Raw genomic sequence first — 16,654 nt, 5'->3', positions numbered from 1 at the left:
CCAACCCTTGCCAGATCAAAATCCTGCATCGCGTTGGCTTTGCCCGACGGCCTTGACGGACCTGTCGCTAAATTCAGCGGACCGGCTCAGGCTCCCCCTGGATAACGCCACCACCCTTGGTGGTGATGCTCTCACCCCGTTCGGCGGCGGTGCAACGCGGGGTGCCGTCCCGGTTCAGGCGGGCGGCCATGTAACCTTCGATCCCGTCATCGATGTACCAGTACTGACACCCGTCAGGGCTGACCCAGATTGATGCAACCCCGTCAGCAAGTGGACCACCGTCGATCCCGGCATCGACAGGGTCAATACTGTCGCCACTGCGTCCTTCGCACGCCGCCAAAAGACCGGTCGCACCCATGACCAACACGAATTTTCCCAAAGATGTCATTGGCTGTTTTTCTCCACGTCCCAGGTTTTTTGAATGTCTACGAGATTTGCATCCCACGCACAACAACTTCACCATATTTGGTGACCTTAAGCACAGTTTGTTACGATCCGCTAAAGGCTGATCGGTTCACTGGTGGGCGCCTGGGAACAATCTGCGGTCATCATCTTACCGGGCCCATTATCGACCGCTGTACAGCCGCTATAAACCGCCTTCGACAACGACAAGAGGATCAGTGCAAAGGCCACCGCGCCGAAAAAGGTCAGTCGCGTGACACGTGGTTTTATGCCGCCGACAAAGTTGAAGATGGCCAGCAGCAGACCAACCGGAGGAAAGATCAGGAATGCGGCAAGCGTCTGAAACCACAAGGACCGTTTGAACTGTGCCTCTGTCTTTTTGACGAAAAAGACAGAACGCCGCCCCCAAAAGACATCGGCTATCATCTGCAGCGGCGGATCATCCCGTTCCTTCCCGTGAAGGTCGATCTGCTCTGCCGCGATGCGCAAGGCGGTTGGGTCTTCGTCCAGCAAATCCTGTACGGTGGATGAAAGGCGGCCACGGCGGGTGTTGTTCACAGATGAATCGGTCATCCCGATCGGGTAGGCCCGCCCTGTGGCGACGATAAGGCAAAAAAACACCCCCTTTGCGAAAAGGGGGTGTTTTTCAAGATGGCGGGATTTAGCAGCTATAGTACAGCTTGTACTCCATCGGGTGAGGCGTGTGCTCGTAGGCATAGACCTCTTCCCACTTCAGCTCCATGTAGCCTTCCAGCTGATCCTTGGTGAACACGTCACCGGCCAGCAGGAATTCGTGATCTGCTTCCAGCTCGTCCAGCGCTTCACGAAGCGACGCGCAGACGGTCGGAATTTCGGCCAGCTCTTCCGGCGGCAGATCATAAAGGTCCTTGTCGGACGACGCCCCTGGATCGATCTTGTTCTTGATACCGTCAAGGCCAGCCATCAACAGGGCGGCAAAGCACAGATATGGGTTGGCGGCCGGATCGGGGAAGCGGGCCTCGACACGCTTGGCCTTGGGGCTTTCGGCCCACGGGATCCGGACACAGCCCGACCGGTTACGCGCGGAATAGGCGCGCAGCACGGGGGCCTCAAAGCCGGGGATCAGACGCTTGTAGCTGTTCGTCGACGGGTTGGTGAACGCATTGAGCGCTTTCGCGTGCTTGAGGATACCGCCGATGAAATACAGCGCTTCCTGTGACAGATCGGCATACTTATCGCCCGCGAACAGCGGTTTGCCGTCTTTCCAGATCGACATGTTTACGTGCATGCCGGTGCCGTTGTCACCCGCGATGGGCTTGGGCATGAACGTGGCCGACTTGCCATAGGCCTGGGCCACGTTGTGGATGACATATTTGTATTTCTGCAGCTCATCAGCCTGCTGCGTGAGCGTGCTGAAAATCAGGCCCAGCTCGTGCTGACACGACGCCACCTCGTGGTGGTGCTTGTCGACCTTCATGCCCATCCGCTTCATGGTGGACAACATTTCAGAGCGCATTTCCTGCCCGTCATCGATCGGGTTCACAGGAAAGTAGCCGCCCTTGATGCCGGGGCGATGGCCGGTATTGCCCATCTCGTATTCGGTGTCGGTGTTCCACGCGCCGTCCATCGCATCGACCTGATAAGACACCTTGTTCATCGCCACGCTGAAGCGGACATCATCGAAGACAAAGAATTCCGCCTCAGGGCCGAAATAGGCGGTGTCGCCAATGCCGGTGGACTTCAAATAGGCTTCGGCCTTGACGGCCGTGCCGCGCGGATCGCGTGCATAGGCTTCACCTGTGTCGGGCTCGACCACGTTGCAGTGAATACACACGGTCTTCTCGGCATAGAACGGGTCCAGATATGCGCTGTCCGCCTGCGGCATCAGCTTCATGTCGGATTGGTCGATGGATTTCCAACCGGCGATGGACGAACCGTCGAACATAAAGCCTTCTTCCAGAAAGTCTTCGTCGACCAGATCCGCGACCACCGAAACGTGCTGCAGTTTGCCGCGCGGGTCGGTGAAGCGGATATCGACATATTCGACCTCTTCATCCTTGATCATCTTCAGAACAGCTTTGTTGTCCATACGCAGTTACCTTTCCTTCCGTAGGCTTTTTTTGGTGTCGCCCCGGGCGTGACCCAGGGCGCGGGTGTCTAAAGGGCGTCGTCTCCGGTTTCGCCGGTCCGGATGCGGATCGCCTGTTCGATGGGGGAGACAAAGATCTTGCCATCGCCGATCTTGTCGGTCTTGGCGGCGTCGATGATCGCTTCGATCGCGCCTTCGACCTGATCATCGGCGAGGACGACCTCGATCTTTACCTTGGGCAGGAAATCGACGACATATTCCGCACCGCGGTAAAGTTCTGTATGGCCCTTCTGACGGCCAAAACCCTTTACTTCCACGACGGAAAGACCCTGAACGCCGACCTCTTGGAGCGCCTCTTTCACCTCATCGAGCTTGAACGGCTTGATGATCGCTTCGATCTTTTTCATGTGAACGCGACTCCCCTCATTCGTCTTTGCAAGTGGTCAGATCATTTCTCTTGCATGCGGACAATTCGCAGCCGACCCTGTTGCCGGGCTGTTCTGGGGAAAGCCTAGAGGTTGCCCATTTTTTGTGCAATCCGATTTCAGATTGGGCGTTCTGCAAACTTGAGGTGCTGAAACCATGACCCAACTCCTTACCGCTGCCCAAATGCGCGCCATCGAACAGGCGGCGATCGAGAGCGGAGAAGTGACCGGGCTGGAGCTGATGGAGCGCGCCGGGCAGGGGGTGGTGGACGCGATTTTTGAGGAATGGCCGGAGCTGAAAGCAAAGAACCACCGTGCGGTTGTGTTGTGCGGGCCGGGGAACAATGGCGGAGATGGGTTTGTTATCGCGCGCCGATTGAAAAGTAGGGGGTGGGATGTGGAGGTGTTTTTGTATGGGGAGGCCGACAAACTGCCTCCGGATGCCAAAGTAAATCACGACAAGTGGTGCGAATTGGGAGACATTTATCCACTCGTTCCAGGCGCGCTTACTCAAGCCATCGACAGGTCATTTGAATACTCAGATTTTCTTTACGACCATGCGAATGAGACAGAGATAAACCTTGGCGCGCAGACCATCTACGTTGATGCCTTGTTCGGCACTGGCTTGACCAGAAAGTTTGACGACCCGTTGCTCGACATCTCGGCTGAATGGACCGAAGAATGCTACGCGCATGGCGTGGCAGTTGATATACCTTCCGGGCTGTGCAGCGACTCTGGCCAACCCATCGGCGGTAACTGGCTCTTCAGCAAACTGGTCGTAACGTTTCATGCACCCAAGGTTGGACATTTCTGCCCGCCGACTTGTTATGATATTCGCCGTCTTGCCACCGTGGATTTAGACTTGAGCGGCTTTGGTCCGCGCCGAGATGAAACGGTTGGGCGGATTACGACATACGACATCGAATTGGACCTCACCGGGTTCTTCGGTGATGGCCTGAACAAGACGCTTCAAACGCACAAATATTCCCACGGCCACACCCTCGTCCTTTCTGGCGGCGTCGGCAAAGGCGGCGCGGCGCGCCTTGCGGCGCGGGGCGCTTTGCGGGTTGGGGCGGGGGCCGTGACTGTTGGCTGTCCACCTGCGGCGTTGATTGAGAACGCGGCGCAGTTGAATGCTGTCATGCTGTCCGCCGTGAAGGACGCTGATGCGCTTGTAGAGATGTTGAAAGATGGGCGGATCAATGCGCTATGCCTCGGACCCGGGCTGGGGACGGGAGAGTGGGAGGCTGCCCTTGTCGCCAAAACGCTGGAAAACACCCGTCTCGGGCTTGACCTGGGACCTCGAATATCTGGCAGTGGCCCCGGGGCAAACCACGGGCGGGGTCTCGTGCTGGACGCCGATGCACTGACGCTGTTGTCTCGCGATGAAGCCCTCTTCGCCAAGCTCCACAAGAACTGCGTCCTCACCCCGCATGCAGGCGAATTCGCCCGGCTTTTCCCCGACATTTCTGAAAAGCTGAACGCACCAGCCACCAAAGGCCCCGCCTATTCCAAAGTTGACGCCACCCGCGAGGCGGCCAAACGCGCAGGCTGCGTCGTTCTCTTCAAAGGCCCGGATACGGTCATTGCCGATCCGTCGGGCCGTTGCAGTATCAACGCATCGGTCTATGAACGATCCGCCCCGTGGCTTGCCACGGCAGGGTCGGGGGACGTGCTGGCGGGCTTCATCACAGGGCTTGTCGCCCGAGGTTTCGCGCCAATGCAGGCGGCCGAGACCGGGGCTTGGTTACACACGGAATGTGCGCTCAGCTTCGGCCCCGGTCTGATCGCCGAGGATTTGCCCGAGGAATTGCCCAAGGTGCTCCGAGAACGTGGGTTGTAACAAAGGCCGGGTGGCTCTGTGAACGCGGTTGCGGACTGCATCGCGTGACGGGTCAAGCCGCCTTCAACGCCACCTCGACCCCGTTGGCATAGATGATGTGATCCGCATCGAATTGCAGATCGAATACCTGCATCTGTTGTCGCTTCTGTCGTGACACAAATTCACCATCGGCCAAACGATGCGCCTCGATATTCGCGCTTGGCAGGCCGAACAGAACCTTCGCCCGCCAATCGCGCACATGAATGCGCGTTCCGGGTGTAACGGTCATATCCATCTCGGGCCGGGTATGGCCCAGCGATCCACCCTTGATCATGACCGGGCGCACATCCAGTTGGCGCTGGCCGACATCGCGCAGCACCGCAACACCGCGGTCGCGGGTCACGACGCGATCACCGGCGCGCAGCGCCTCGACCGGTTTGTCCCCGTCCAGGGTCATCACAAGCGTTCCCGCGCACAGGCCGGTTTCCTGGCCTTGTATATCCAATCGCGTTTCAGTCCGGCGGGCCGTCAGGCGCATCATCTTGATCCTCGGCAGTGGCAGCCCGGCCATATGCACCGCCAATCATGGCGGAAAAACGTTGAGGACCTGCTTTTTTTGGGGTGTTTTTCCTCTCGCATCCTCTGAATGTCTTTGCTAGACAGCGCGCAAATCAGGGGCAGGCGCCAGCTTGCCCCATTTTCGATAATGCGGGTGTGGCGGAATTGGTAGACGCACCAGATTTAGGTTCTGGCGCCGCAAGGCGTGGGGGTTCAAGTCCCTTCACCCGCACCAAAACATGTAGAAGGACACAGAAATGCAGGTCACCGAGACCCTGAACGAAGGCCTCAAACGCGGCTATGCGATCACCGTCACTGCCGCCGAACTCGACGCGAAGGTAGAGGAAAAGCTGAAAGAAGCGCAGCCGACGGTTGAGATGAAGGGCTTTCGCAAGGGTAAGGTGCCGATGGCCCTGCTGCGCAAGCAGTTCGGCCAGCGCCTGATCGGGGAATCGATGCAGGAAAGCATCGACGGCGCTCTGACCAAGCATCTGGAAGACTCCGGCGACCGTCCCGCTGCCCAGCCCGAAATGAAGATGACCAACGAGGACTGGAAAGAAGGCGACGACGTCAATGTTGAGGTGTCTTACGAGAAGCTGCCCGAGATTGACGATGTCGATTTCGCGAAGATCAAGCTGGAACGGATGGTGGTCAAGGCCGATGACGACGCGGTCAAGGAAGCCTTGGACAACCTCGCCGACAGCCCGCAGGCGGTGAATTACGAGCCCAAGAAAGGCGCTGCGAAAGACGGCGATCAGGTCATTCTGGATTTCGTCGGCAAGGTCGATGGTGAGCCCTTCGAAGGCGGCGCGGCCGAGGATTATCCGCTGGTGCTGGGCTCGAGTTCCTTCATTCCCGGTTTCGAAGATGGCCTGCTCAAGGTCAAAGCCGGTGATGAAAAAGACGTCGAAGTGACCTTCCCCGAGGATTATCAGGCCGAGAACCTCAAGGGCAAAGCCGCAGTCTTCACTTGCACGATCAAGGAAGTGAAGGGGCCGAAGAAGCCCAAGATCGATGATGAACTGGCAAAGAAATTCGGGGCCGAGGATCTGGACGCGCTGAAGGCGCAGATTTCAGAACGTCTGGAGGCCGAATATACCGGCGCGTCCCGCGCGGTGGCCAAGCGTGCGCTGTTGGATGAGTTGGACAAGAAGGTCAAATTCGACCTGCCGCCATCGCTTGTCGATGCCGAGGCCAAGCAGATCGCGCATCAGCTGTGGCACGAGGAAAATCCCGACGTGCAGGGCCACGATCATCCCGAGATCGAGCCGACCAAAGAACACACTAAACTGGCTGAACGCCGGGTGAAACTTGGCCTGCTGCTTGCCGATATCGGCCAGAAAGCCGAGGTCAAGGTGACCGATCAGGAAATGACGCAAGCGGTGATGAATCAGGCGCGTCAGTATCCCGGTCAGGAACGCCAGTTCTTCGATTTCATCCAGCAGAACGCCCAGATGCGTCAGCAGATCCAGGCGCCGATCTTCGAAGACAAGGTCGTGGACCACATCTTTGAACAGGCCGCGGTGAAGGAAAAAGAGGTCAGCAAAGACGACCTTGAAAAAGCTGTTGAGAAGCTGGAAGAAGAATAAGTTCAACAACTTCGCAGTTGAAAGAGGGCGCCTTTGCGCGCCCCTTTTTGTTTGTATGTTCATCAAATCTTGAAATATCTGCTTAATCCGTTATTTCTGTTAAAACAGAAATAACGGATTAAGCAGATATGCGTGATGATAATCATCCACCTATGAAGCTAAAACTGAAAGAGCCGCGACGATTATGGCTTTGCCTGTTGTTTCTTTTCGGTGGGCCCTTGAATGCCGGTATCCTAATTTTTAGCACGGGGATGATGGACACATTCCTGCTTGGGCGGCCATCGGATTACATAGCAGTATTTGTCATCCCCTCGACGCTGCTTGCGGGCTTAACGGTCTGGCGTTTGTCAAATCATGAAACTTACTTGGCATCAGACGTCGTTGCGATTGTCATACTGGCTTGGTTCTTTGTGGCGTTGACGGCGCCATTGACGATCACTTTGGCGCAAGTTCTCATAAGCCCTGAATTGAACGACGCCACACTGGACGAGATCGGCGCGGTGATCCTGTTCGTCGCTTTTTTTGGTCTCATTACTGGTCTGTGGCCATACACAGCGATCAAGGTGGCCGCTCCGGCGGTGTCGGTCATGCTGCTTCTCATCATTCTTGTTAGCGTCGAAGCAAAGCCATCTGTTTCTAGCGAAACCAATCAGCGAAATTGAGCAATGTTCATTTTCCTTGACTAAGGTATGAACATTGTTCAATACTGACATACAAAAAACCAGATAAAGGAAATTGATGTGCCTAGATTTCTACCGTCAGTTGTCACCGCGGCGTTGCTCACTGCACCGGTCGCCGCCCAGACCATTCAGCTTAACGACGCCCCAACACAAATCACCGAGACCGACATGACCTTGCAACAAGCCCAAGACGCCATGGACCCGCTTTACCTGATTGAAGCCTATACCGTGGACAAGGACGGGCCGCGCAATGAACGCGGCGGATGGGGCGCCCGTGGCAGCAACGTCTATGCGCCCGGTGAGCAGATCGATGCGGTCATCTATCTGGGCAACGTCGGCAAGCAGAACCCAGGGCAGGCGGACAACCCGCAAGAGATGGAGTTGTTCATCAATATCCGCGACAAGGACGGCAACCTGTTGCAACAAATGCGCCCCGTCCACACCTTTCGCGGCGTCCGGCGGATCGATACGCCGCTGCAGGATGATTATTTCAAAGACCGCTTCACCGTCAGCGCCCGGCTCAACGCACCGGGGCGATATGACGTAGGCTTTGTTTTCATCGACAAAACCCGACCTGCAGACAAACAGATGGAACTTGAGGTGCCGCTTGATGTCATTATCGAAAAGCCCGACGCGGCCCTGCGCGATCTGACCGATATGATGATGGCGGGCGAGGCCGATCCGCTTTACAGCACCCAGCGCTGCGCCGCTTACTTCCATGCCAAGACAGAGCTTGTCGGGATCGATAACTTCCCGCAGGCAGAGCGTGAGGCGGTTGACGCACGCATCCGCTACTTCCTTGGTGCGAATGCGATGATCCTGATCGGGCAGGGGACAAATCAAGAGGCCGCGATGGATGACGCGATTGCGGCGATGCGTGAACTATCGTTCCCCTACGCGACCCGGATGAAGCGTAATTATGACGCGGGTGATCATCCTTGGCAAAGTGACCGCATGCTGGTCCGGGATGAGGCCGCCTGCAACGTGATCTATGAGAAGCGTGAGCGTGATTTCTGACGTTCAGACTTTGTTCGGAAAGATCAACGAAGCGTAAAGCCCGCTGCCCTAACCGATCTCGTTTCTGACAAAAAGTCCGATGGAATTCCGATAAAAGTCCGATGGTTTTCCGATACGCGAAATCGCCGATTTTTTAGGCGTTAATTTACGGAATTGCGGGGTGGGGGCCGCTCCGGATTTTGCACCTTTCCAACGAACCCCACCGCGCATTGCCTACATCTCAATCCGGAACTGGGCAAATCCGCTGTCGGAGGTGCCCACAGGTGTAATCGACATACCCTCGACGCTATCTGCGTAGGCCGCCCCTGCGGGGCCTGTCTCAAAGATCATCGACGTCCCTTCCATCGGTTTGAACGACCAGTTGGCATCAGCCTTCGGATCGACGGTGCCCTGATCAACGATATAGCGCACGATCACATCGCGGTTCGTATCCGGTCCTTCAAAGATGATCGTATCGCCAGTGCCAGGGAAATTCCCGCCACCAGTTGCGCGATAATTGTTCGTCGCGATGATGAATTCCTGATCAGGATCAATCGGTTGCCCATCGAATTGCAGGTCGATGATCCGATTGGCATCGGGGTTGATCACCTCGCCCTCGCGGTCGAATTTCGACGGCTGCGACAGGTCGATCTGATAGGTCACCCCGTCGATGACATCGAAATTGTAGCTGGGGAAATCGGGGTTCAGCAGGACGGCATCGGTCGCCCCGGCCTCGACCTGATTGAACATCCCCGCGCTCCGCTCGAGCCAATTCTTGACCTGCGCGCCCGTGACTTTCACCGCGCGAACGGTGTTGGGATAAAGGTAAAGGTCAGCGACATTCTTGATCGCCACATCACCGACAGGCACGTCCGTATAGTATTCCGGGCCGCCACGACCGCCCGCCTTGAAGGGTGCGGCCGCCGACAAAAGCGGCAGATCGGCATATTCGGTTCCCGTTAACTGGTCCTTGATATACCACATCTGCGCGTTCGAGACGATCTGCACCGACGGATCATCAGCCACCAACGCGAAATAGGAATGCAGCGGTGCGGCGGTTTTGCCGACAGCGGTGCGGACGTAATTCAGCGTTTCGTCGTGATCCTGCTGCACGGCGGCCAAGACGGGCGCGTAGTCTTCGACCAGCGGCGTAATGCTGCGGTCTTCCTCCCGGCGCGAGATGGGTCGCGCTTCCGAGGTATGGGACAGGACGCGCCAGCTATTGCGGTCACGCTCGATCAAGAGGTCGACAAGGCCCATATGGCTTCCCCAGAACCCGCCCATGACACCGGGCTTGCCGCCGATCGTGCCTGCGGCGGTATCGACGCCTTTCCATTCGTCGTAATTCGACGAGGGAAAGACGAGGTGGCTGTGCCCGCTCAGGATCGCGTCGATTCCGTCGACGGCGGCCAGCGGTATGGCCGCGTTTTCCATTCCGTCGCTCGCCTTCGCCTCGCCGATGCCTGAATGGCACAAAGCGACAATGATATCAGCGCCTTGTTCTTTCATCTGCGGCACGTAGGCGCGGGCGCTTTCAATGATATCACGGGCCTGCACATTGCCTTCCAGATGGCGGCGGTCCCAGTTCATGATCTGTGGTGGGACAAAGCCGATCAGGCCGATCTTGATCGGATGCGTATCGCCATTGCCGTCGGTGATTTCGCGGTCAAGGATTGCGTAGGGCGGCACGAGGGTCGTGTCTTCGGTCGGCGATCCGGCCATCTCTTTGACAACATTGGCGGAAACGATCGGGAAGGCCGCGCCTGCGACGGATTTCATCAGGAAGGAGACACCGTAGTTAAATTCGTGATTGCCCAGGGTCGAGGCATCGAAGCCAAGCGTATTCATCGCGGTGATGATCGGGTGCATGTCCCCCTCTTTCATGCCGCGCTCATAGGCGATGTAATCGCCCATCGGGTTGCCCTGCAGGAAGTCGCCGTTGTCGAGCAGCAGCGAGTTCGTGGACTCCGCCCGCACCCCTTCGATGATGCTGGCCGTACGGCTCAGGCCCACCGTATCGACTGGTCGGTCGCTGTAATAATCATAAGGAAAAACATGGACATGCAGGTCGGTTGTTTCCATCAGGCGCAGATGGGCCTGATTGCCCGCGGCGCGCGCGGAAAATGGATGCATCGCGATCAGACCGGCAGAGCCAGCAATGAAATGACGACGGTTCAGACGTAGTGACATGATAACCCCCAGTTGGTTTTTCTGATGTTCAGTAGACATCTGAAAGGTCCGTGTCACAAGGGTATGACGCTGGTCTTTTCGCAGCGGCGGCATAGGTCTGGGATATGATTGACCTGCCTGACGTCGCCTTATCCGTCCGCCAGCCTTGGGCGTGGTCGATTGTGGCCGGGTACAAGAAGATCGAGAACCGGTCCGCCGGGTCCATCAAGACGGGCGGCATGACCTGCCGCCGCATCGCCGTTCACGCCGCAACCGGCATGAAACAGGACGAATACGATTGGGGCGCGTGGCGGCTGGACAAGCATGGCGTCCGCTGCCCAAGACCGGACGCATTGGTGCGTGGCGCGATCATCGGAGCCGTGGATGTGGTTGATATCGTGTCCGAATCCGAAAGCGAGTGGTTCGGTGGGCAGATGGGGTTGGTGTTGGAGAATGCCGTTGCATGTGAGCCTATCCCGGCGAAAGGCGAGCTTGGATACTTTCGCTGGGAACGGGAGGAGGATTTCGCGGCCATTAACTCTTGGATGGTGAGGTGGGGCGGTGGCGACGCTGGATTGTTTGGTGATTTGGCGCCATCTTGGAAAGAGGCGCCTAGGAAGCCGTTTGGTGGCACCCGAGAAGATACAAGTTAGACAATGGCGCTCACCAAATAGAGTAAGCCAAAGTTTCGCCGGATTTTTATCCAACAACCGATGGTCTGAGCGCAGCAGAAAGGATCAAAAACTGTCGTACCGCTTTGCAGTCATAGTGGCCTTTCTGACCGCTTTTCTTCCCGGCTCTTCGCTATCAGAAAGTGCGGCGTCCTATTCTTTGACCGATGGTTGGAGTGTCACCCCGCTTGAACGATTTACGGAATGCACAGATTGTCCCGAAATGATCGTCATGCCGCTTGGAAGTTTCCATATGGGTGCGAAATGGGGTGAGTCCCGTAACCCTTTTGATTTCTACGGCGAAAACGCGACCGGAACTGTCCGCGGCCCGAATGAGATCAATATCATCCCGAGTGAACATCCGCGCCACCTCGTCGAAATGGATATCCCTTACGCGATGGCGCGTAATGAAGTCACCCATGCGGAATGGATGGCTTGCGTCGATGATGGCGGGTGTTCGTACGAACCGGACCATACCGTTCTGACGTTTAGGGACGGTTACGTCCCGCTTGGTCCCAATCACCCGGTTGTCAATGTGTCGTATCTGGACGCGCTCGAATATGTTGCTTGGCTGAATGGCGTTGTCGGAGCCAACGTCTATCGATTGCCGAGCGAAGCTGAATGGGAGTATGCGGCCCGGGCCGGAACTACGACAAGATTTGCACAAGGGGACGAACTGACGGCTGATCAAGCGAATTTTTCGCGCAGAGCGTCTGAGAATGTTCGCCAATACGACCGACCAGAAGGGATGCCTGAGCTTGTGGACAGGGAGCGTCCTGTGCCTGTTGAAGACCTTGACGCAGCGAATGCTTGGGGCGTACGGCACATGTCTGGAAATGTGGCGGAAGTTACTATGTCGTGTTGGTCGCAAAAGCATCTGGCATTGGCAACCAGCAGTGCCTATTTGGCGCACGCTCAATCGGAAATTCCGTGTGGCCGGCGTGTCGCGAAAGGCGGAGGATACGGTACGGCAATGGATGGACTTCGATTGGCTCGACGTGTCCGACCGACAGAAGATCGTCGTCGCGAATATCGTGGGTTTCGCGTTATCCGCCAACTTGCCCAAGAACCAATATCGCCGTAACAGCGCTTGCCTTGATGTTCTTGGCGGCCGCTCGCCATATACGAATCTTGATCGGGTCAGAGCCCATGTAATCGAAAAAGGCCGCCCCAGACGGAGCGGCCTGATTTATTTCGCGCTAACAGACGCTTAGTCTTCGTCGCTATCCTCGGCAGGTGCCTCTTCTGGCGTCTCCACACCAGCGGCCTCGGCCAGTTCCTCGTCGTCGGATGCGGCAGAGCCGATATCGTCGAAGAGTTCCTGGATCTCGAATTCGGCGGCGGCTTCTTCTTCCGCGGCGAGTTCCTGGATCGACTTGCCGGAGGCTTGCAATTCAGCCTCTTCCTGAGAGCGGGCGACGTTCAGTGTGATCGTCGCTTGGACCTCGGGGTGCAGGTTGATCGTGACCTCGTGCAAGCCCAATTCCTTGATCGGGCCGGTCAGGACGACCTGTTTCTTGTCGACGCTGAACCCGTTTTCGGTCGCTGCGTCAGCCGCGTCACGGGTGGTGACAGAGCCGTAGAGCGCACCGGCGTCAGACGCCGAGCGAATCACGATGAATTTCTCACCGTCCAGCTTGGCGGCCAGCGACTCCGCCTCTTTCTTGCTCTCGAGGTTGCGGGCTTCCATCTGGGCTTTTTCGGCCTCGAACCGCGCCATATTGGCGTCGTTCGCGCGGAGAGCCTTGCCTTGGGGCAACAGGAAGTTCCGGGCGTAGCCTTCCTTGACGTTCACGACTTCGCCCATCTGGCCCAGCTTGGCCACACGTTCCAGCAGGATGATTTCCATGTCGGTTTCTCCTTACTTGACGGCGTAGGGCAGCAGGGCCAGGAACCGCGCGCGCTTGATGGCCTGGGCCAGTCTACGCTGGTTCTTGGCACCAACTGCGGTGATGCGGGCAGGGACGATCTTGCCGCGCTCAGAGATGTAGCGCTGCAGCAGTTTCGTGTCCTTGTAGTCGATCTTGGGGGCGTTATCGCCCTCAAACGGATCGGACTTGCGACGGCGGAAAAATGGTTTGGTTGCCATGGGTTATTGTCCTTTCCTGATCAACGACGTTCGCGGCGACCGTCGCGGTCATCACGCTTTTGCATCTGGATGGAGGGGCCTTCTTCGTGGGCGTCGACCTTGATGGTCAAAACACGCATCACGTCGTCATGCAGACGCATCAGACGTTCCATTTCCTGCACGGCGGGGGCCGGTGCATCGGTCCGCATGAAGGCATAATGCCCTTTGCGGTTCTTGTTGATCTTGTAGGCCATGGTCTTCACGCCCCAATATTCGTTTTCCAAGAGCTTGCCGCCATTGTCGGCAAGAACGGTTCCGAAATGTTCGATGAGGCCTTCGGCTTGCGTGTTGGACAAGTCCTGACGCGCAATCATGACATGCTCGTATAGCGGCATGCGTTCTCCAGTTCGTTTCTCGGCGCATTTCAAAGGACGGGCGGTTTGGCTTTCTGCATCCCATCCACGAGAGGCTGCGCAGTTCATATCCGTCGCAGAAAGATGGGGCCTTATACCGTTGAGGGTCGCCGTTGCAAGCATTTGTGGCGTGACCCCACGGTAACAATCGCAAATTTCTTAACCCCGCCTTGAGCTTGCCCATTTATGGCCGCGTTTTATCGGCATCAAATAGTTCGAAAGCGGGCAAGGAGCAGTGAGATGAGCGATACGAACGTCTCGGTCCAGGGTGAGCCATATCGGTTTGCGAAAACATCGACCTTTGAGGTGGAAGACACCTATTGGGGCTACATCGTGCGGTCCAAGCGTGGCCCGTCATTGGGTGTCATCGTTTCTCAGGCGGTTTCGTATTTCCTTGGTGCATGTTTTCTGACCGCCTGTTTTGGTATCCTGATGCTGCCGACGATGATGTTCGATGGCGATCTTGGTGTCATGCGCATCGGCGCCGCCACGTTGATGGGGGCGGTCGCTGCCTATCTGTTGTGGTTCGCCAGCCGCGGCACGCGCGCCGAGCTGCATGTCGACAACAGTATCGGCGAAATTCGCGAAGTGATCCGCAATCGCGCCGGTCGCCCGACGACGGTCGGATGCTATGGCTTCGACTCGATCGGTGGCGTTTTCATGGACAATGACGAAGAGACCGGTCTGTCCACCCTCGTGCTGCGATATCGCAATACCGTGCAGACAGTGCCGGTTGCAGAAGGATCAGAGGCACAGCTGATCAGTCTGCGCGATCGGCTGGGTAACGACCTGATGGTGGTGCCACAGACATTGGGTCAGGCGGCCTGACACGACGACTCACGCCAAATCACAGATGTTGAACAGATATTGTTCGGAATTGCAGGATTGCATTGCGCTGAACCACGCTATCTCTAGGGCTGTATAAATTCACCCTTGGGAGATGATGATGAAGAACCTGCTGACCGCTGCGGCAATCGCGGCAACGACATTCGCCGCACCTGCCTTTTCCGCTGCTGAGGATTATGTGCTTGACCCGAGCCATAGCCAGATTTTGTTCAGCTATGACCACCTGGGCTATTCGACCACATGGGGGATGTTCTCGGGCTTTGAAGGGACGATTGCCTTTGATCAGGAGAACCCCGCTGAATCCTCTGTCAACGTGTCCTTCCCGGTGCGTTCCATGTTCACCGGTTGGGAAGCCCGTTTCGACCATTTCATGGCCGAAGACTTTTTTGGCGCGGGCGAAGATGAAATGGTCACGTTTACGTCGACCAGCATCGAGGTCACGGGCGAAGATACCGCAATGATCACCGGTGATCTGACACTGAATGGCATCACGAAACCCGTGGTGCTTGATGCAAAACTGAACCAGACCGGAGAGCACCCGATGGCGGAAAAGCCGTGGGCCGGCTTTGATGCGACCACCACGTTGGTGCGCTCTGATTTTGAGGTTGGCGCATTCGCGCCTTTCGTCAGTGACGAAGTGCAGGTGATGATCTCGGTCGAGGCGTCAAAGGCCGAATAGAAGCACCACTTACAATGCGAAAGGCCGCGCTGTTCTGGCGCGGCTTTTTTTATGTGTCGCTGCGGGTGGCTGTCAGGTTGATTTCGACATCGACGCCAAAGCCCAGATTGCTTTCATCGCCGACGCTTTGGCCGATGCCAAAATCGCGGCGGTCGAGGGAAAGCGTGCCTGCCATCGCCGCCTGATCGTCCGTGATGTCCAAGGTGAATGGCAGGGTCACCGGCACCGCGTTACCTTTGATCGTCAGCGTTCCGGTGGCCAGGTAATCGGATTCGCCCGCCGTTATGTTGGCCTGGAATTCTGCCGTGGGGAAGGCAGCCGCGTCGAAGAAGTCAGCACCCATGGCCTGGCTGGTCACCGAGCCGAGTTGTAACGAACCGATGGCGATCGTTGTTGTCACATCGCCGAGAATTTCTCCGGCGTCGGGATCGAAGTTGATGGCTGCTGTCCAGTCCTCGAACGTGCCGCTGACCGGGCTGCCGAGTTGAGTGATCGTCAGGGCGATCGTTCCGTCCTGCACCGTCCAGTCAGAGGCGACATCGGCGAGCTCTGTGCCTTCTGTTGTCTCTGCGTGGCCCAGAATGCCGGTGGCGGCCCCAGCGCCCGTGGCGAGTGCATAGATGACGATTGCGGCGACGGGTGCGACGCGGCTGCCCGCGTGGCCCGCAGTTTCAGGCAGGTTGGTGCGACCGAACCACATCCGCCCGAACGTGGCGTCCTTGTCGACGAAGGCATGTTTCAGCGCACCGGCGATATGCAGCAGGATCGCGCCCACCATGATTTTGCTCCAGATCCAGTGGAGGCCGGCGAATAGCTCTGACAAGGTTTCATCCTTTGGGATCAGCGGCAGGTCTTGTCCGATGGGCAGGAGAATCGGGGCGAAGCCTGCGGTCGATGCATGGTGGATCCATCCCGTCAGCGGTACGGCGATCAGCGAGATGTAAAGAAGCCAGTGAACGAGGTTGGCGAGAAAAGTTTCGACCGTGCGTTCGGGGTGTAGTTCGCCCGGTTTGGGCTGGGTCATCGCCCAGAGGATGCGCATGAGTGCGACGGCGAAGACCATGACACCAAGTGTTTTGTGGAACGAGAAAAGCTGTGCCTTCAGTGCCAGCTGTGCGTCGGTCTCGAACGGCAATCTGTTGGCGATCGCGCCGAGGGGAATGATCGTCAGGATCAACAATGCAGTGAGCCAGTGGAAGGTTTTGGTGATTGTTCCGTAGGCGTCTGTCGTGTTGGTGATGGGCATCTTGCTTTTCCTTGTTTGTCCG

The 16,654-nt window shown here is 57.2% G+C and carries 18 protein-coding genes and 1 tRNA gene; 9 read left to right on the top strand and 10 right to left on the bottom strand.

Going from position 1 to position 16,654, the window contains the following annotated elements:
* Nucleotides 1-73: 73 nt before the first annotated feature.
* The 4 genes from V8J85_RS05510 to V8J85_RS05495 all read right to left on the bottom strand — a co-directional run bounded on the left by V8J85_RS05510 (nucleotide 74) and on the right by V8J85_RS05495 (nucleotide 2,877).
* On the bottom strand, nucleotides 74-388 hold the full coding sequence (locus V8J85_RS05510; RefSeq protein ID WP_339952679.1) for a hypothetical protein: 315 nt from the start codon (nucleotides 386-388) through the stop codon (nucleotides 74-76).
* A gap of 110 nt (nucleotides 389-498) precedes the next feature.
* A complete protein-coding gene (locus V8J85_RS05505; protein WP_339952678.1) occupies nucleotides 499-975 on the bottom strand; it encodes a hypothetical protein in 477 nt (158 codons plus the stop codon).
* A gap of 88 nt (nucleotides 976-1,063) precedes the next feature.
* Nucleotides 1,064-2,470: a type I glutamate--ammonia ligase gene (gene glnA / locus V8J85_RS05500; RefSeq protein ID WP_339952677.1), complete on the bottom strand. Its 1,407-nt coding sequence runs from the start codon at nucleotides 2,468-2,470 to the stop codon at nucleotides 1,064-1,066.
* 68 nt (nucleotides 2,471-2,538) lie between these two features.
* Entirely contained in the window at nucleotides 2,539-2,877 is a 339-nt protein-coding gene (locus V8J85_RS05495) for a P-II family nitrogen regulator (protein WP_339952676.1), read from the bottom strand.
* 175 nt (nucleotides 2,878-3,052) lie between these two features.
* Between V8J85_RS05495 and V8J85_RS05490 the strand changes: the two genes are divergently transcribed.
* Nucleotides 3,053-4,738, top strand: a complete 1,686-nt coding sequence (locus V8J85_RS05490) for an NAD(P)H-hydrate dehydratase (protein WP_339952675.1) — start codon at nucleotides 3,053-3,055, stop codon at nucleotides 4,736-4,738.
* A gap of 52 nt (nucleotides 4,739-4,790) precedes the next feature.
* Here V8J85_RS05490 and V8J85_RS05485 read toward each other — a convergent pair whose 3' ends face one another.
* Nucleotides 4,791-5,258: a Hint domain-containing protein gene (locus V8J85_RS05485; RefSeq protein WP_339952674.1), complete on the bottom strand. Its 468-nt coding sequence runs from the start codon at nucleotides 5,256-5,258 to the stop codon at nucleotides 4,791-4,793.
* Between the two features lie 167 nt (nucleotides 5,259-5,425).
* Here V8J85_RS05485 and V8J85_RS05480 point away from each other — a divergent pair.
* The 4 genes from V8J85_RS05480 to V8J85_RS05465 all read left to right on the top strand — a co-directional run bounded on the left by V8J85_RS05480 (nucleotide 5,426) and on the right by V8J85_RS05465 (nucleotide 8,561).
* A tRNA-Leu gene (locus tag V8J85_RS05480) sits at nucleotides 5,426-5,510 on the top strand.
* 22 nt (nucleotides 5,511-5,532) lie between these two features.
* Nucleotides 5,533-6,864, top strand: a complete 1,332-nt coding sequence (tig, locus tag V8J85_RS05475) for a trigger factor (protein WP_339952673.1) — start codon at nucleotides 5,533-5,535, stop codon at nucleotides 6,862-6,864.
* A 128-nt stretch (nucleotides 6,865-6,992) separates the two neighbouring features.
* Nucleotides 6,993-7,526, top strand: a complete 534-nt coding sequence (locus V8J85_RS05470; protein WP_339952672.1) for a hypothetical protein — start codon at nucleotides 6,993-6,995, stop codon at nucleotides 7,524-7,526.
* A 78-nt stretch (nucleotides 7,527-7,604) separates the two neighbouring features.
* A complete protein-coding gene (locus V8J85_RS05465) occupies nucleotides 7,605-8,561 on the top strand; it encodes a hypothetical protein (protein ID WP_339952671.1) in 957 nt (318 codons plus the stop codon).
* 213 nt (nucleotides 8,562-8,774) lie between these two features.
* Here the strand turns inward: V8J85_RS05465 and V8J85_RS05460 are convergent, their stop codons facing one another.
* The gene (locus tag V8J85_RS05460; protein WP_339952670.1) at nucleotides 8,775-10,730 is read right to left on the bottom strand and encodes a bifunctional 2',3'-cyclic-nucleotide 2'-phosphodiesterase/3'-nucleotidase; all 1,956 of its coding nucleotides are present in this window, start codon (nucleotides 10,728-10,730) and stop codon (nucleotides 8,775-8,777) included.
* Nucleotides 10,731-10,834: 104 nt separating this feature from the next.
* Here V8J85_RS05460 and V8J85_RS05455 point away from each other — a divergent pair, with 104 nt between their 5' ends.
* Together V8J85_RS05455 and V8J85_RS05450 are read left to right on the top strand one after the other, a co-directional pair.
* Entirely contained in the window at nucleotides 10,835-11,362 is a 528-nt protein-coding gene (locus V8J85_RS05455) for a hypothetical protein (RefSeq protein ID WP_339952669.1), read from the top strand.
* Nucleotides 11,337-12,464 carry a formylglycine-generating enzyme family protein gene (locus V8J85_RS05450; RefSeq protein ID WP_339952668.1) on the top strand — a complete coding sequence of 376 codons (1,128 nt, stop codon included), beginning with the start codon at nucleotides 11,337-11,339 and terminating at the stop codon, nucleotides 12,462-12,464. Before V8J85_RS05455 ends, V8J85_RS05450 begins: the two co-directional genes overlap by 26 nt.
* A 126-nt stretch (nucleotides 12,465-12,590) precedes the next feature.
* On the opposite strand, the gene rplI is transcribed toward V8J85_RS05450, so the two are convergent.
* Genes rplI through rpsF form a run of 3 tightly spaced genes read right to left on the bottom strand, consistent with a single transcriptional unit; the run spans nucleotide 12,591 to nucleotide 13,843 of the window.
* A complete protein-coding gene (gene rplI, locus V8J85_RS05445) occupies nucleotides 12,591-13,229 on the bottom strand; it encodes a 50S ribosomal protein L9 (protein ID WP_339952667.1) in 639 nt (212 codons plus the stop codon).
* 12 nt (nucleotides 13,230-13,241) lie between these two features.
* Complete coding sequence (gene rpsR, locus V8J85_RS05440) at nucleotides 13,242-13,469, bottom strand: 30S ribosomal protein S18 (RefSeq protein WP_339952666.1); 228 nt, start codon at nucleotides 13,467-13,469, stop codon at nucleotides 13,242-13,244.
* Nucleotides 13,470-13,489: 20 nt separating this feature from the next.
* Entirely contained in the window at nucleotides 13,490-13,843 is a 354-nt protein-coding gene (rpsF, locus tag V8J85_RS05435) for a 30S ribosomal protein S6 (RefSeq protein ID WP_339952665.1), read from the bottom strand.
* A 258-nt stretch (nucleotides 13,844-14,101) separates the two neighbouring features.
* Between rpsF and V8J85_RS05430 the strand changes: the two genes are divergently transcribed.
* Together V8J85_RS05430 and V8J85_RS05425 are read left to right on the top strand one after the other, a co-directional pair.
* Nucleotides 14,102-14,689 (top strand): hypothetical protein, encoded by a 588-nt coding sequence (locus V8J85_RS05430; protein ID WP_339952664.1) that lies wholly within the window; start codon nucleotides 14,102-14,104, stop codon nucleotides 14,687-14,689.
* Nucleotides 14,690-14,807: 118 nt separating this feature from the next.
* Complete coding sequence (locus V8J85_RS05425) at nucleotides 14,808-15,386, top strand: YceI family protein (RefSeq protein WP_339953070.1); 579 nt, start codon at nucleotides 14,808-14,810, stop codon at nucleotides 15,384-15,386.
* Nucleotides 15,387-15,435: 49 nt separating this feature from the next.
* Here V8J85_RS05425 and V8J85_RS05420 read toward each other — a convergent pair whose 3' ends face one another.
* Nucleotides 15,436-16,632 (bottom strand): cytochrome b/b6 domain-containing protein, encoded by a 1,197-nt coding sequence (locus V8J85_RS05420; protein ID WP_339952663.1) that lies wholly within the window; start codon nucleotides 16,630-16,632, stop codon nucleotides 15,436-15,438.
* Nucleotides 16,633-16,654 lie beyond the last annotated feature (22 nt).

It is taken from the genome of Yoonia sp. 2307UL14-13, assembly GCF_037572755.1.
In the GTDB taxonomy this organism is placed as follows: Bacteria; Pseudomonadota; Alphaproteobacteria; order Rhodobacterales; family Rhodobacteraceae; genus Yoonia.
This window is presented reverse-complemented; position numbering and strand designations above follow the sequence as displayed.